The following is a 14,901-nucleotide window of genomic DNA, read 5'->3' on the forward strand; positions in this document are numbered from 1 at the left end:
CGACGATGAGGTGGATACGATATAGCCTGGATGGAGAGACCCGTTACGGCATTCTGGATGATTCCGACAGGATCACCGCCGTGAACGGCTGCCCGTTTCATGGATACGAAACGACCGCCACCCGGCTGGCCATGCAGGATGTCGAAATCGAGGTTCCCGTCGTTCCGCCCACCTTCTATTGCGTGGGCCTGAATTACGTCAAGCACATCAGCACCGAGGGCATGTCGATACCTGCGAAGCCCGACGTGGGCTATCGCGCCAACAACGCCCTGATCGCCCACGGCAGGGACGTGATCATCCCGCGCGATGCCACCAGGGTGCATTACGAGGGCGAGCTGGTGGTGGTGATAGGCAAGCGGGTAAAGAACATCTCGCCCGCCGAAGTGAAACAGTGCATTCTGGGATACACCATCGGCAACGATGTCAGCGAGCGGAACTGGCAGGGGTCGGATCGTACGTTCTGGCGTGCAAAGAATGCCGACACATTCAAGCCGATGGGCCCCTGGATCTCCACCGAGGCCAACCTGGCCGCGATGCAGACCGTCGTATCGGTCAACGGGGTGGAAAGCACGCGGTTCGACACGGCCGACATGTTGTTCGGCATAGACGAATTCATCAGCACCATGAGCCGCTACCTGACCCTGTATCCCGGCGATATCGTCTGGATGGGAACGGACGGCCATTCCCCGGATCTTCAGCCCGGCGACCAGGTCGATGTTACGCTCACCGGGCTCGGTACGCTGAGCAATCGATTTTCTGCTGAACCCTGAGGAGATAGAGCGAATGAACCCGTCCGTCAACGGCAGCTTGAATGCGCAGACTGCGGTGGTGACAGGTGCGGCGTCGGGTATAGGCAAGGCGTGTGTCGATAGCCTGCTGCGTGATGGCTGGCGCGTTTTTGCCCTCGATCGCACTGCAGTGGAAGAAGAACGGCCCGGCCTGGTGTCCCTGGTCTGCGACGTGGGCGACGAAGACGCCGTGGCGCATACGTTCGCTCGCATCGGCGCAGAGGCCCCCCGCATCGACGCACTGATCTGTTCGGCAGGAGTGCTGCGCATGGGGCGGCTGCTTGAGATGTCCACGGCCGATTTCGACGCCCTGTTCCAGGTCAATGCGCGGGGCCCTTGGCTGTGCGCGAAGTATGCGCACCCGCTGCTTCGGGCCGCTGCACGCCCCGAAGCGCCCGCCAGGATCGTCATGCTGGGTTCCATCGCCTCGATCCGTCCCAAGGTCGGCGGGGGAGCGTATGCGGCGAGCAAAGCGGCCCTGAGCCGAATCGTTCGCGTGCTGGCCGCCGAGCTGGGCGGTGAGCATATTCTGGTGAATGGCGTTGCGCCGTCTACCGTGGATACGCCCATGATCCAGGCCGCCATGCGGCCCGACAGCGGACTGCCTTACAAGGCTTCGGGATTGTCGCCGCTGGGCAGGGTTGCCCAGCCGGACGATGTGGTGGCGGCAATCAAGCTGCTGTTGTCGCCCGGGGCGAATTACATCACCGGCACCTGGATTCCCGTGGATGGCGGCACCAGTGCCGCCTATGGCGCGACCTGACCGGCTGCAGCCTGCCGGTGTCCGGAATGCCAGCCGATCAGCCGCGAGATGCCCTGCACCAGGTCCATCTCCGGCTGCCAACCCAGCATCGTCCGGGCCTTTTCGATGCTGAAGCTGTTGCGGGAGACCCGCGCCGACTTCAGTCGGCCAGGGTCGTCGCGGAACGACACGGGAGCATCCGATCCGCAGGCGGCCAGCGCGGCCTGAACCAGTTCGGCATAAGTGGTGGGGATGCCCGAGGCGATATTGAAGGCCTGGCCGCTGACGCTGCTGGCCATCGCCATGACATGGGCCCGCGCGGCATCGCCGGCGTAGATGTAATCGTGCACCTCGTCCGGGTCGACCCCGATCGCCACCGGCTCGCCGCGCCGGATGCAGTCGTAAGTGTCCAGGATGGGCTGCACGTTCATGCCGCGACCGTGTTGCCGCTCGCCGTACACGCTGGAAACCCGCAGCGCCACATAAGCCAGGCCATGCTGCTGCTCGAAATACGAGCATAGGTGTTCGGACACGACTTTGCCCGCGCCGTACAGGGCTGAAGCCGGCGCCACGCCATGTCCGTGGAAGGGCGCCTCTTCCGTCACGCAGCCCTCCGCATGGCTGCCATAGGTCGAGATCGATGACGAGTACACAATTTTCGGTATGCCGCGCCAGGCGCACGCCTGAAGCACGTTCATGATGCCGCGGATGTTCACATCCATACCCGCCCAGAGGTTCTGGGCCAGCGGCCGCGTAATGAAGAATGCGGTGTGGAACACGCCGTCGACGCCCTCCAGCGCATCGTAGAGCTCATTGATACGCAGGATGTCGCCGCGCACAGGGTGTACCCGCGGATTCTCCAGCAGGTCTGCGACGCCTGCCTGCGAGCCGATCGCCCCATTATCGAACAGCAGAACCTTGTCCGCGTCGGCTGCCAGCAGCTGGTCGGCGATATGAGAACCCAGCAGTCCGAAGCCCCCGGTGATGAGGAAGCTTCCACCCTTGATGTCCATGCACTACTCCATTTTTCTTCGTGATGGCTGGCGCGCCCGTGCCGGGATCGGCGCGCGCGCGGCAGCCCGGATCGCTTAGCTTACGAGGCGCCAGAGTGCGAGACAATTCGGTTTTAAGGGCCAATTATTCGGCTATGCCTAATGTGAAGTACCGCCAGGTCAAAGCGTTCCTGCTCGCCGCCGAAGAAGGCTCGTTTGCCGTGGCGGCCCAGAGACTCTGCATCACGCCGCCGTCGTTGACGGCACTCATCCAGGACCTGGAGCAGTACCTGGGACTGAAGCTGTTCGACCGCAGCACCCGGAAAATCGTGCTGACCTCGGCGGGATCCGAGTTCTATCGCCGGGTCCGGCAACCGCTCACGGGGCTCGAAGAGGCCTACCATGGTATGAAAGAACTGGCCGCAGGCCGCCGAGGCGAGATCCAGCTGGGATCGCTGTATTCGGCCGCGGTCACGCTGGTTCCGGCGGCGTTGAGCCTGTTTGCAAAGCAGCATCCGTCTTTGCGGGTACGGGTGGTCGAGGCGTACAACGATGAGCTGATCAGCCTGCTGCGAACCAACCAGGTCGAGTTCGCCATCAGCGCCTATTCCCCGTCTCTGGGAGACCTTCATTTCACCCCCTTGTTGCAAGACTGCTTCGTGGCGGTGTTTTCAGATCGCCATGCGGGCCTTCCCGACCCGTTGACCTGGACGGATCTGGTCGAGCATGACGTGGTGCTGACTTCGCGAGGTTCGGCGCCTCGCGCGCTGTTCGATAATGCGGTCCGGGACCGGCTGGGCGCTGCGACGTCGATTTTCGAGGTGAGTCACATGTCGACGGCCTTGCGCCTGGTGCAGGAACGCCTGGGCATTGCCATACTGTCGCGACTGTCGCTATCGCGTCTCAGCCTGAAAGACCTGAAATACCGGGTCATTGACGATGCATCGACCGTGCGCTCCATCGGTGTATTGCGACGCAAGGACCGCAGTCTTTCGCCCGTGGCCGAGGCCTTCCTGCTGGGGCTGACGCGTGTTGTGGAATCCCGCCGCGAGCACGGCGGCGACCACGACTGATCATCGCCCGGCCGCCTCGCGCGTCGAGGCGACGCTGTTTCGGCGGCACGCGCGGGGACGTCGTCCGGTTTCCCGCCGGCGATTCCATGCCGGCGGGTGCCGCTGCGCCCAAATCGCCTTTGGTAATATGCATATGCCATGGCGTGCAGCCGCATGCACGGGCCCTCTTTGACGATCTGAACAGAATGAACCGCGATCTTTGGCTGTTGGCTGTGCTGCAGGGCCTGTTTCTGACGAATAACGTCACCTTCATCGCCATCAACGGCCTGGTGGGTTTCGATCTGGCGCCGTACGGATGGCTGGCCACGCTGCCGGTCATGGGCTATGTGGTCGGCGGGGCCTTGTGCACCGCGCCGGTGGCCTGGACGCAGACGCGCTATGGGCGCAAGACGAGTTTCATGCTGGGGCTGGCAGTGGCAGTCGGGTCGGCGCTGCTGTGCGCCTTTGCCGCCTACATCCAGGACTTCTGGCTGCTGTGTACGGCGACCACCCTGGCGGGTTATTACTCGGCCAACGGCCAGCTCTACCGGTTCGCCTCGGCCGACCTGGCCGCGCCGCAGGCCCGAGAGAAGGCCGTTTCGCTGGTGATGGCAGGGGGCCTGCTGGGCGCGGTGCTGGGGCCCAATCTGGCGTCGTACACACAGGGGCTGCTGCCCACGCCTTTCGTGGCCGCCTACCTGGCGCTGGTCGTCGTGGCGCTGGTGGCCATGGGGGTGCTGGCCCTGGTGCAGTTCCCGCCCAAGCCGGTGCGCAAGGCAGCCAGCAAAGGCGGGCGTCCGATGTCCCTGATCGCCCGGCAACCGGCTTTCCTGGTGGCGGCGGGCTCCGGGGCGCTCAGCTACGGCATCATGAACCTGTTGATGGCCGGCACGCCGCTGGCCATGCAGCACCATGGCCTGCCGTTCTCGGATGCGGCGTTCGTGCTGGAATGGCACGTCATCGGCATGTTCGCACCGGGTTTTTTCACCGGCCACCTGATCAAGCGGTTCGGCGTGCTGTCCATCATGGGATGGGGCGCGTTGCTCAATCTGCTGTGCATCGCGGTCGCGCTCTCGGGCACTGACCTGCATCACTTCACCCTGTCGCTCTTCTTGCTGGGCGTGGGCTGGAACTTCCTGTTCACGGGAGCCACGACGCTGGCCTTGACCACCTATGCGCCGGAAGAAAAAGACCGTGCGCAAGCGGCCATCAACTTCTGCGTGTTCGCGGTCATGGCCCTGACTTCGTTGAGCTCGGGCATGTTGGTCACCACCCAGGGCTGGTACATCCTGAACCTGGGGTCGCTTCTGCCGCTGCTGATGATCTGCGCGGGCCTGTTCTGGCTGGGTCATAGCCAGAAAAAACGTCCGGGCCCGGCCTCGGCCGGCTGAGCGTGCCGGGACCAGGCGGGCCGCGCCGCGCGGGGCCCGCTCAGCTCGCGCTGGCGCCGCCGGCGCTGCGCAGCAGGCGCATATTGCTTTTCAGCATATCGAATACGCGCCGCGTCAGCGGCCGCACCACGTTGTTGCGAACGAACAGGTAGTAGACGACGTCGGGCAGGCGCGGCATGCCGTCGTTTTCGCCCAGCACTCGCAGGTCGGTGTTCACGACTTCGATGCCGCGCGCCGTGACTCCTAGGCCGGCCCTCAGGGCGGCCTTGATTCCTATCAGGCTCGATGATGTGTAGCTGGGCGTCCAGCGCACGCCTGCGTCGTCCAGCGCTTCCTGCGCCAGCCGCCGGAACAGGCTGGGGCCATCGGCCAACACCAGCGGAATGGGTTTGCGGCTGTCGTGCACATAACTCGCCGAGCAGACCCAGACCGTGGGCGAGGTGCGCAGCACCACACCTTCCAGGGTGGGATCGTGTCGGTTCGAGATCGTCATGTCGATCTCGCCGCGATGCAGGGATTCCATCAGGAAAGGACTGCGGCCGACGTGGATGTCGATCTGCAGTAATGGCGACACGCGAGCCACCTGGGCCAGCAGGGGCGGAAGCATGTTGTCGGCCACATCGTGCGGCGCCCCGATGCGCAGCACGCCTTCAAGGCTGCCTTGTTGCAGGCTGCGCAGGGCTTCGTCGTTAACCGCCAGCAGGTGGCGGGCATAGTCGAGCAAACGCTGTCCCTGCGGCGTCAGGCGCTTCTGGCGGCCCCGGCGTTCGAAGATGGCGCGGCCCAGCTGGCTTTCAAGTCGCTGCATCTGCTGCGTCACGGCCGACTGTGTCTTGCCCAGGTGGACCGCCGCCGCGGCGAATCCGTCTTTCTCCTGGATCACCGTCAGAGTCCTGAGCGCGTCGAGGTCCAAGGTTTCCATATATCAGTTTTGCTAATCGTTTATGACGCGATTCTAGATTGTTTCGTCCGCCCCCAGTGCCTATATTGCAAACGGTTCAAGCACGGAAACGGAAGAGGCAGACATGAGCACAGCAACACAACGCGCCGAGGCGGTGCAGCAGACCATACGGCGCATCAAGCAGATTGCCCAGGCCGGGGAACTCACCCGCGGCTCACTCGAGGAGATCCTGGCGCAGGTGAACCAGCTGGCTGCGCAGAAAGCGCTGTGGAGCGAACAGGAATTCGCCGCGCCCGAAGAAGGCGAGTTGCAGGCCCGCTACCTGATTTCCGAAGACCCGGATCAGAGCTACGCGCTCTATCTGAATGTGATGCGCCCCGGCAAGCGCATCGTGCCGCACAACCACACCACCTGGGCCTGCATCAGCGCCGTGGAGGGGGCCGAGCTCAATCGCGTCTACGAGCGCGTGGACGACGGAAGCGAGCCCGGCCGGGCGCAACTGCGCGAGACGCGTCGCGTCATGGTCGAACCAGGCACCGGCATTGCCCTGATGGCCGACGACATTCATTCGGTGGAGATTCTTCCGGGGCAGGTCATCCGGCACCTGCACATGTATGGGCGCGCGCTGGAGACACTGACTGAACGCATGGCGTACGACCTGGAGAAAGGGTCCTGCGAAATCATGTCGATCGGCGTGCAGACGCGCCGTTGATGGCCCCAGAAGTCTTTATTCCAATTCATCACCATTGCGGCAAATGCATCTGATCAACGCGCATACCCTGAAATCCTGGTTGCATGACGGCGCCGAAATCGCGCTGTTCGACGTGCGGGAGCACGGGCAATACGGCGAGTCCCATCTTTTCTATGGCATCTCGCTGCCTTACAGCCGCATCGAGCTCGACGCGCCCCGGCTGGCGCCGCGCCGCCAGGTGCGCCTGGTGGTGTACGACGAAGCGAATGGTGTTGCCCCGGCTGCCGCGCAGCGCCTCGAAGCGCTGGGCTACTCGAATGTGCATATGCTGGAAGGGGGCACAGAGGCCTGGGCCGCAGCGGGGTACCAGCTATACGCCGGCGTGAACGTGCCGTCCAAGACCTTTGGTGAACTGGTCGAGCATATCTACGACACGCCTCACGTCACGGCGACCGAACTCAACGCCATGCTGCAAGCGGGCGAGGACGTGGTGGTGCTGGACGGACGGCCGTTCCCTGAGTTCCGCAAGATGGCCATTCCCACGGCCACCAATTGCCCCAATGGCGAGCTGGCCTATCGTGTGCGCCGCCTGGTGCCGAGCGACCGTACGCGCATCGTGATCAATTGTGCGGGCCGCACGCGCAGCATCATCGGAGCGCAGACGCTCATCAACCTTGGGCTGCCGAACCCGGTGGTGGCTTTGCAAAGCGGCACGCAGGGGTGGATGCTGGCGGACTTGCAGCTGGAGCACGGAGCCGAGCGCCGCTACGCTGAGCCGGCTCAAGACCTGGGACCGATGCGGCAGGCCGCGCAAGCCTGGGCAGAGCGTTGCGAGGTCCCGGTGGTGGATGCCGCCGAGGTGGCAGGCTGGGTACATGATTCGCAACGCACGCTGTTCCTGTGCGATGTGCGCACCCCCGAGGAATACGCGGCCGGCACGCTGGCCGGCGCCCAGCACACGCCGGGTGGCCAGCTGGTGCAGGCCACGGACCAGTACGTGGGCGTGCGTCGCGCCCGGCTGGTGGTCTTTGACGACGATGGCGTGCGCGCGCCGGTCGTTGCTGGCTGGCTGAGGCAGATGGGGCACGAGGCCTATGTGCTGAAGGGGGGACTGGCCGCCGGGCAGGGCCGGATGCCGGCCCCGCCGTCCTGGCATGAATTGCCGCTGCCGCCGCAGATCGACGCCGCGGCATTGGCCGATGTGCTGCGCAGCGATGCGCCGCCCGTGGTCATCGACGTGGGCTCCAGCATGCGGTTTCGTCAGCGCCACATTCCGGGTTCGCGCTGGTCTGTCCGGCCGCGCCTGGCGACGACACTGGGCGGAGCTCAGCAACCCGTGGTGCTGGTGGCCGACGAGCCGGGCGTGGCAGCGTGCGCGGCGATCGAGTTGGCCGACCTGGGCGTGCCCGTGCAGCTGCTGTCCGGCGGCCTGCAGGCATGGGTGGACGCCGGCCTGCCGGTGCAGGCCAGCCCGGATGTTCCGACCGATGCCGAGTGCATCGACTATCTGTTCTTCGTGCATGACAGGCACAGCGGCAATAAAGAGGCGGCGCGCCGTTATCTGGAATGGGAAGTCAATCTCGTGGCGCAACTCGATGAGCTCGAGCGCAACGACTTCCGTCTTCCTGCGCACCCCGCCGGCACCTGAGCCCCGCCCATTCCTGCATTCGAGCCACCCATGAAAGAATCGTCCAAGCAGCGTCATTGGCAGACCGGCCTGCTGCAGGCAGGCAAGGCGCCGGCTTACGACGGCGGCAAGGCCGTCAACCCGCCTGTGGTGCGCGCCAGCACGGTCTTGTTCGATAGCGTCGCGCAGCAGCGCGACCTGCGCGCGCGGCGGTCTGGCGAACGGCTGTTCACGTATGGCGCACGCGGCAACCCGACCGCGTTCGCGCTGGAAGACGCGGTCAGTGAACTGGAAGGCGCCTATCGCACCAAGCTGTTTCCCACCGGCCTGGCGGCCATCGCCATGACCTTGCTGTCTTACTTGAAGCCGGGCGACCACGTGTTGATGTCGGACGCGGTGTACGAGCCGGCACGCAAGTTGGCGCAGACGTTCCTGGCTCCTTATCAGATCCGCTGCACGTTCTTCGCGGCCGACGGTTCGGATATCGAAGCCAAGATTGAAGCGCACACACGCATGATTTATGCGGAATGTCCCGGGTCGCTGGTCTATGAAATGTGCGACCTGCCGCACCTGGCCGAGATCGCGCACCGGCACGGAGCGCTGCTGGCCTGCGACAACACCTGGGGCTCGGGCCGCCAGTACCGGCCGCTGGCGCTGGGGGCCGACATTTCCGTCATGGCCGCCACCAAATACCTGAGCGGGCATTCCGACGTGATGATGGGCACGGCGGCGACTACGCAGGCGGCCTGGGCGCCGCTGTCCGAGCGGTCCGACGCCTTCGGCATGACGGTCAGCCCGGACGATGCTTATCTGGTATTGCGCGGCATGCGCAGCCTGGCGGCGCGATTGCAGATGCACGAGCGCCACGCATTGCGCGTTGCCGCTTATCTGCAGGGCCGCCCCGAAGTGCGTACGGTGTTCTGCCCGGCGCTGCCCGGGCACCCGGGCCACGAGATCTGGAAGCGCGATTGCGACGGTACCAACGGCCTGTTGTCGTTCGAGTTTCGGCCGGAGTTCGATCGGACTCAGGCTGAACAGTGGATAGACAGCCTGGCGCTGTTCGGACTGGGGGCCTCTTGGGGAGGCTACGAAAGCCTGGTCACGCTGGCCGACTTGCCCGGCGCGCGCAGTGTGACCGACTGGTCGACACGCGGCGTCATCGTGCGCCTGCATATCGGCCTTGAAAACCCCGACGATCTTATCGCCGACCTGGATGAGGCGTTCGCCGCCATCGATCCGGCCCGGCGGCACCCCTGATAGCAAGGAGCACAACGTGAGCAGTATTGGTCAGTGGCTAAAGCAGGAAGAGGGCGCTGCGCGCTGCAGCGGCAAGCTGCGCGTGGGGTCCATGGCGTCGGGCGTGGAGGTGGCGCTGCCCTACGTGGCGCTGCGCGGCGCCCGGCCTGGGCGCACATTGTGGCTGCACGGGCAGGTGCATGGGGATGAGATCAACGGCATGGTGGCCGCGCTGCGTTTTGCAAACAGCCTGGACCCGGCCGACATGTCGGGCAATCTGGTGGTCACTCCGACCGGCAATCCGCAGGCGCTGGATGCGCGGCGCAAGCGCAATCCCTACGACGAACTCGATCTGGACCAGACCTACCCGGGCAAGGCCGGCGGCATGATCAGCGAGCGCGTCGCGCACACGCTGATGCAGGAAGTGCGCGGCGTCGCCGACCTGCTGATCAATCTGCACACCATGAATCCGCTGTTCGATTCGCGGCCCTACTGCGTGTACAAGACGCCGCCGAACGGCCAGGTGCGCGAAGACGACCTGATGGCCGCGATGGCCGCCTTCTTTCCCGTTCTGGCATGCCGCCAGGATGTGAGCGGCAAAGGAGAGCTGCCGGGCAATATCGCCGGCGCCCTGGATTATCAATGCCTGGCGGCGGGCATCAATGCGTTCATGCTCGAGCTGGGGGCCGGCAATCGCTTCCAGCCGGAGAACATCGAACGTGCCGAAATGGGCTTTCGCACCTTGGCGCGCAGCATGGGCATTCTGCCCGGGGCGCCGGCGGCCGAAGATCTTGCGCCGACGTTGCGACAGGTCTCGCGGCGCGGCTGGATCACCGCCGACGAGGGCGGACTGTTCGTGCCTCGTTACTGTGCGGGCGATCTTGTGCCGCAAGGCGCGTCGCTGGGTGAGATCATCGCGCTGGACGGCAGCGTCACGGAAGTCGAGCCCATGGCGCACGACGGCATTCTCATCGGCTTGCGTTCAGACCCGGTGGTCCATACCGGCGAACGCCTGGCTTTTGTTGCCTGGGAATGGCAAGACCTGCCTACCCCGGCCCCATCCTGGCGCTGAATGGCGCACTTCAATCGGGCGCGGTCCGCGTTATCGCGCCACACCATAAACACGGGGAACACACCAATGAAGATCCTGAAGTTCGCACGGCGCGCCGTGCTGGCCGCAACCATGCTCTCGGCCTCGCTGGGCGCTGTCGGGTCGGTGGCCCACGCCGCGGACTTTCCCGCGCAGGGCCGTCCGCTGCGCATTGTGGTCGGCTTTCCGCCGGGCGGCGGGGCCGACGTGCTGGCACGGTCGGTGGCGCCCGCACTGGCTGAAAAGCTGGGTGCCAATGTCATTGTGGAGAATCGGCCGGGCGCCGGCGGGCTGACCGCCACCGAGTTCGTGGCCAAATCGGCGCCCGATGGCTATACGTTGTATATCGCCACGCCGGGCTCATTCACCATCTGGCCCAACCTGCGCACCCTGAACTACGACCCCAGCAAGGATTTCGCGCCGATCAGCACCCTGGTCACCATGCCCAACTTGCTGGTGGTGTCACCCAATGCGCCCTATCAGTCGGTGCAAGACCTGATCGAGGCGGCCAAGAAGCCAAACTCGCAAATCGATTACGCCTCGGGCGGCGTGGCGACCATCGGCCAGATCGCGGGCGAGCAATTCAAGCAGATGGCCGGCCTGACGATGACGCACGTGCCGTACAAGGGTACGACGCCTGCGCTGACCGATGTGATGGCGGGACTGGTGCCGCTCACGTTCTGCGATCCGTCGGCCAAGGGAATGATCGATTCAGGCAAGCTGCGCCTGCTGGCGGTCACCACGTCGAAACGCTCGCCGCTGTTCCCGGATACGCCCACGATGGATGAGGCGGGTGTTCCCGGGTACGATCTGATGAACTGGTATGGCATCGTGGCGCCGGCCGGCACCGCGCCCGCGGTGGTGCAGAAATTGAACGGGGCGCTCGTCGAGGCCATGGCCTTGCCTGAAATCCAGGCCCGCCTGGCCGCTGCGGGAATGCAGGCCACTTCCAGCACGCCGGAGGGCTTCGGGCAACTGATGGCCAACGAACGCGCGAAATGGGGCAAGCTGATCCAGCAGGTGGGTATGCGCGCCGAATGACCCCGCGCGGGCCGGCGTCCGGCCCGCTTTCTTGTTCTCATTGTGCAGGCCCGCGTCATGAGCTCCTTATCCGAAGAACCGCAGCCGCCTGACGCGCCCGGCCGAGGCGCAGGCCTGCATAGCTCGCACTGGGGCGTTTTCTACGCCGCATTCGACGGGCAGGCCGTGAGCGTGCGGCCGCATCCGGACGACCCCGAGCCCAGTCCGCTGATCGGCAATTTCACCAACGCGTTGCGCCACCCCGCCAGGGTGACGGCGCCCATGATCAGGCGAGGATGGCTGGCCGGGGGGCCGGGTCCGGATGCCAGGCGGGGTGACGACACGTATGTGCAGGTGTCCTGGAATGAGGCGCTGGACAGGGTCGCGGGCGAGCTGCGCCGGATGCGCGATGCGCACGGCGCGGAAGGCATCTTTGGCGGGTCGTACGGGTGGTCCAGCGCGGGGCGCTTCCATCATGCGCAGAGCCAGGTGCATCGCTTCCTGAATACCACGCTGGGCGGCTATGTGCGCTCCGTCAATAACTACAGCGCAGGGGCTTCGGCGGTCATCATGCCGCATGTGCTGGGCCCGCTGGACGCCGTGGCGCGGCGTAATGTGACTTGGGACCAGATCGTCTCGCACAGCGACGTGGTGCTGGCATTCGGCGGCATGGCCTTGCGCAATACCCAGGTTGCCAGCGGCGGCATCAGTCGCCACATCGAGCGCGATGCCATGGGGCAGGCCGCGCAGCGCGGCTGCCGTTTCATCTGCATCAGCCCCCTTCGCGGTGATCTTCCCGCCGAGGCGCGGGCGCAATGGCTGCCGGTGCGGCCCGGTACCGATGCTGCGTTCATGCTGGGCCTGCTGCATGTCCTGGTGTCGGAAGGCCTGCACGACAGTGAGTTTCTGGCCCGCTATTGCGACGGCTGGGACGACTTTCACGCCTACCTGATGGGTCATGTGGATGGGCAGCCGAAGAGCGCCGCCTGGGCCGCCGGCATTACCGGCGTCGAGGAAGCGGAGATCCTGCGGTTGGCCCGCATGCTGCCCGCGCGGCGGGTACTGGTCGTGGTTTCGCATTCATTGCAGCGCGCCGAGCACGGTGAACAACCGGTCTGGCTGGGGGTCGTGCTGGCGGCCGCGCTGGGGCAGATCGGTTTGCCCGGCGGCGGGTACAACTACGCGCTGGGTACCCTGGCGCATTACGGCAAGCGCAACAATGCCGTGCCCATCGGGGCCCTGCCGCAGGGCCGCAATGGCGTAGACGCGTACATTCCGGTGGCGCGCATCGCCGACATGCTGCTCAAGCCCGGGCAGGCCTTCGACTACAACGGCCAGCGCCTGCATTACCCGCATGTGCGCCTGGCGTATTGGGCAGGCGGCAATCCATTTCATCATCATCAGGACCTCGGGCGCTTGCGCGCGGCCTTCTGCCGGCTCGATACACTGGTCGTGCATGAAAGCGTCTGGACCGCCACTGCACGGCATGCCGATATCGTGCTGCCCAGCACCATGACGCTGGAACGCGAAGATATCGGCGCCACGCCCACCGATCCGCTCATGGTGGCCATGCGGCGCATTGCTCCGCCGGTTGGCCAGGCACGCGATGACTACGAAATTTTCGCCGACCTCGCCGAGCGCCTGGGGCGCCGGGACGCCTTCACCGAGGGCCGCAGCAGCCGCGAGTGGCTGGCGCACATTTACGAAACCACGCGCGTGGCGCTTGCTCGGCAGGGCCATGACGCACCCGATTTCGACACTTTCTGGGCGCGCGGCGAGCTACGCCTGCCGCAGGCCGAAGACGACGGCGGCATGCTGCGCGCCTATCGCGATGATCCCGCAGCCCAACCTCTGCCAACGCCCAGCGGCAAGGTGCAGATCAGTTCGCCGGTGGTGGCTGGCTTCGGCTACGCCGATTGTCCGGGCCATCCCGCGTGGCTGACGCCGACCGATGCTCCGGATGCCCAGCATCCGCTTTACCTTGTCGCCAACCAGCCGGCCACGCGCCTGCATAGCCAGCTGGATTTCGGGGCGCATAGCGCGGCCGCCAAGCGAAATGGGCGGGAAGTGTGCCGCGTGCATCCTCACGACGCGGCTGCACGCGGAATCGCCGACGGCGACGTGGTGCGGCTCTTCAACGCGCGCGGGGCCTGCCTGGCCTCGGCGTGCGTCACCGTAGATGTCATGCGGGGCGTGGTGCAACTGCCCACCGGCGCCTGGTATGACCCCCTGGACCCCGCAGCCGAGCGGCCCTTGTGTGTGCATGGCAACCCGAATGTATTGACTCGCGACGTGGGGACCTCATCGTTGGCGCAGGGTTGCACCGGGCAACTGACGGCCGTGCAACTGGTGCGTCACGAGGGGCCGCTGCCCGCAGTGCGCGCGCACCAGCCGCCGCCGATCGTCGGAGCACCGTCCGCCTAGGGGCGGCCCCGCCCAGGCCGCTGACGGTGGTATTTCCGCAACCTGCGTTGCCCTCGGCCGGCGCGATTGCGTATACGCACTGAATCAATATCCCGATTCTCTGACGAATTATTCCGATATTCGATTCTGTAAATCCGCACAAGCCGAATTCAAACAAACGTTTGATTTGACGCAAATCCCACATCCATGCCGCTACGTATTCTGAGGCTGTACAGGCGGAATGCGAGCGTTTGAATCCGAGTCAGGCTTTTCTCGATTCCCCGTACGACACGCCACCCCTGGGCCCAGCAGAATTCGAAGTATCAGCGCGCCCGGGGGCCTCTTAGAGTCCACCGGAGAGCCTTGATGAAGTTCCACTCCTGCATTATCCCGGCTGCTGTTACCGCTGCCATGGCCCTGCTCGCCACCACCGCGCATGCCGCGGATGGCACCATCGAATTCCAGGGCGTGATCACCGATACTACGTGCGCCGTGGCGGTGAACGCCGGCACGAACAATGGCACGGTGTTCCTGCCCGCCATCGGGGCCGATGTGCTGGACGCGCCGGGCGCCACCGCGGGTACTACGCCGTTCACCATCACCCTGTCCGGATGTTCGGGAGCCACGCTGAATTCCGCCAGCGCGCACTTTGAAATGGGTCCGTCGGTAGACGGCGCGACCGGCCGGCTCGACAACCATGCGGGTACAGCGGGCGGGGTACAGATCGAAGTGCTGAATGCCGCGCAGGCGCCGTTGCGGCTGGGCGCAGTCACTCAGGGCGATGTGCCGGTGGACATAGGCTCGGGCGGCGCCACGCTGGGCTATTACGCGCGGTATTACGCCCATGGCGCACCCGTCAGCCCCGGCACCGTTGTGTCTCGCATCGACTACACCATTCAGTACCAGTAAGCGCCTGACCCTGCCTCGGCGCGACGCGCCAGCCTGGCCGGCTCTCGCGCAAACCACCC

The 14,901-nt window shown here is 65.3% G+C and carries 13 protein-coding genes; 11 read left to right on the plus strand and 2 right to left on the minus strand.

Annotated elements, in window-relative coordinates; genetic code table 11:
* The first annotated feature begins 5 nt into the window (after window positions 1–5).
* Together ACV17W_RS17725 and ACV17W_RS17730 are read left to right on the plus strand one after the other, a co-directional pair.
* Window positions 6–770, plus strand: a complete 765-nt coding sequence (locus tag ACV17W_RS17725) for a fumarylacetoacetate hydrolase family protein (protein ID WP_462593665.1) — start codon at window positions 6–8, stop codon at window positions 768–770.
* Between the two features lie 13 nt (window positions 771–783).
* Window positions 784–1,551: an SDR family NAD(P)-dependent oxidoreductase gene (locus tag ACV17W_RS17730; RefSeq protein WP_462593666.1), complete on the plus strand. Its 768-nt coding sequence runs from the start codon at window positions 784–786 to the stop codon at window positions 1,549–1,551.
* Here ACV17W_RS17730 and ACV17W_RS17735 read toward each other — a convergent pair.
* A complete protein-coding gene (locus ACV17W_RS17735; RefSeq protein WP_462593667.1) occupies window positions 1,536–2,543 on the minus strand; it encodes an NAD-dependent epimerase/dehydratase family protein in 1,008 nt (335 codons plus the stop codon). The two genes, ACV17W_RS17730 and ACV17W_RS17735, sit on opposite strands and share 16 nt — an antisense overlap.
* A 134-nt stretch (window positions 2,544–2,677) precedes the next feature.
* Between ACV17W_RS17735 and ACV17W_RS17740 the strand changes: the two genes are divergently transcribed.
* On the plus strand, window positions 2,678–3,595 hold the full coding sequence (locus ACV17W_RS17740) for a LysR family transcriptional regulator (protein WP_462593668.1): 918 nt from the start codon (window positions 2,678–2,680) through the stop codon (window positions 3,593–3,595).
* Window positions 3,596–3,780: 185 nt separating this feature from the next.
* Window positions 3,781–4,965 (plus strand): MFS transporter, encoded by a 1,185-nt coding sequence (locus ACV17W_RS17745; RefSeq protein WP_462593669.1) that lies wholly within the window; start codon window positions 3,781–3,783, stop codon window positions 4,963–4,965.
* A 40-nt stretch (window positions 4,966–5,005) separates the two neighbouring features.
* Here the strand turns inward: ACV17W_RS17745 and ACV17W_RS17750 are convergent, their stop codons facing one another.
* Window positions 5,006–5,887, minus strand: a complete 882-nt coding sequence (locus ACV17W_RS17750; RefSeq protein ID WP_462593670.1) for a LysR substrate-binding domain-containing protein — start codon at window positions 5,885–5,887, stop codon at window positions 5,006–5,008.
* Window positions 5,888–5,990: 103 nt separating this feature from the next.
* Between ACV17W_RS17750 and ACV17W_RS17755 the strand changes: the two genes are divergently transcribed.
* From ACV17W_RS17755 to ACV17W_RS17785, 7 genes are all read left to right on the plus strand, one after another.
* Window positions 5,991–6,578 carry a cysteine dioxygenase family protein gene (locus ACV17W_RS17755; RefSeq protein WP_462593671.1) on the plus strand — a complete coding sequence of 196 codons (588 nt, stop codon included), beginning with the start codon at window positions 5,991–5,993 and terminating at the stop codon, window positions 6,576–6,578.
* Between the two features lie 43 nt (window positions 6,579–6,621).
* A complete protein-coding gene (locus ACV17W_RS17760; protein ID WP_462593672.1) occupies window positions 6,622–8,205 on the plus strand; it encodes a rhodanese-like domain-containing protein in 1,584 nt (527 codons plus the stop codon).
* A gap of 30 nt (window positions 8,206–8,235) precedes the next feature.
* Entirely contained in the window at window positions 8,236–9,441 is a 1,206-nt protein-coding gene (gene metC / locus ACV17W_RS17765) for a cystathionine beta-lyase (protein ID WP_462593673.1), read from the plus strand.
* A 16-nt stretch (window positions 9,442–9,457) separates the two neighbouring features.
* Window positions 9,458–10,492 (plus strand): M14 family metallopeptidase, encoded by a 1,035-nt coding sequence (locus ACV17W_RS17770; RefSeq protein WP_462593674.1) that lies wholly within the window; start codon window positions 9,458–9,460, stop codon window positions 10,490–10,492.
* 66 nt (window positions 10,493–10,558) lie between these two features.
* Window positions 10,559–11,551, plus strand: a complete 993-nt coding sequence (locus ACV17W_RS17775; protein ID WP_462593675.1) for a Bug family tripartite tricarboxylate transporter substrate binding protein — start codon at window positions 10,559–10,561, stop codon at window positions 11,549–11,551.
* 57 nt (window positions 11,552–11,608) lie between these two features.
* Complete coding sequence (locus ACV17W_RS17780; RefSeq protein ID WP_462593676.1) at window positions 11,609–13,954, plus strand: molybdopterin guanine dinucleotide-containing S/N-oxide reductase; 2,346 nt, start codon at window positions 11,609–11,611, stop codon at window positions 13,952–13,954.
* A gap of 345 nt (window positions 13,955–14,299) precedes the next feature.
* Entirely contained in the window at window positions 14,300–14,842 is a 543-nt protein-coding gene (locus ACV17W_RS17785; protein ID WP_462593677.1) for a fimbrial protein, read from the plus strand.
* The last annotated feature ends 59 nt before the right edge of the window (window positions 14,843–14,901 follow it).

It is taken from the genome of Bordetella sp. MIP270_01_BMS, from assembly GCF_054958705.1.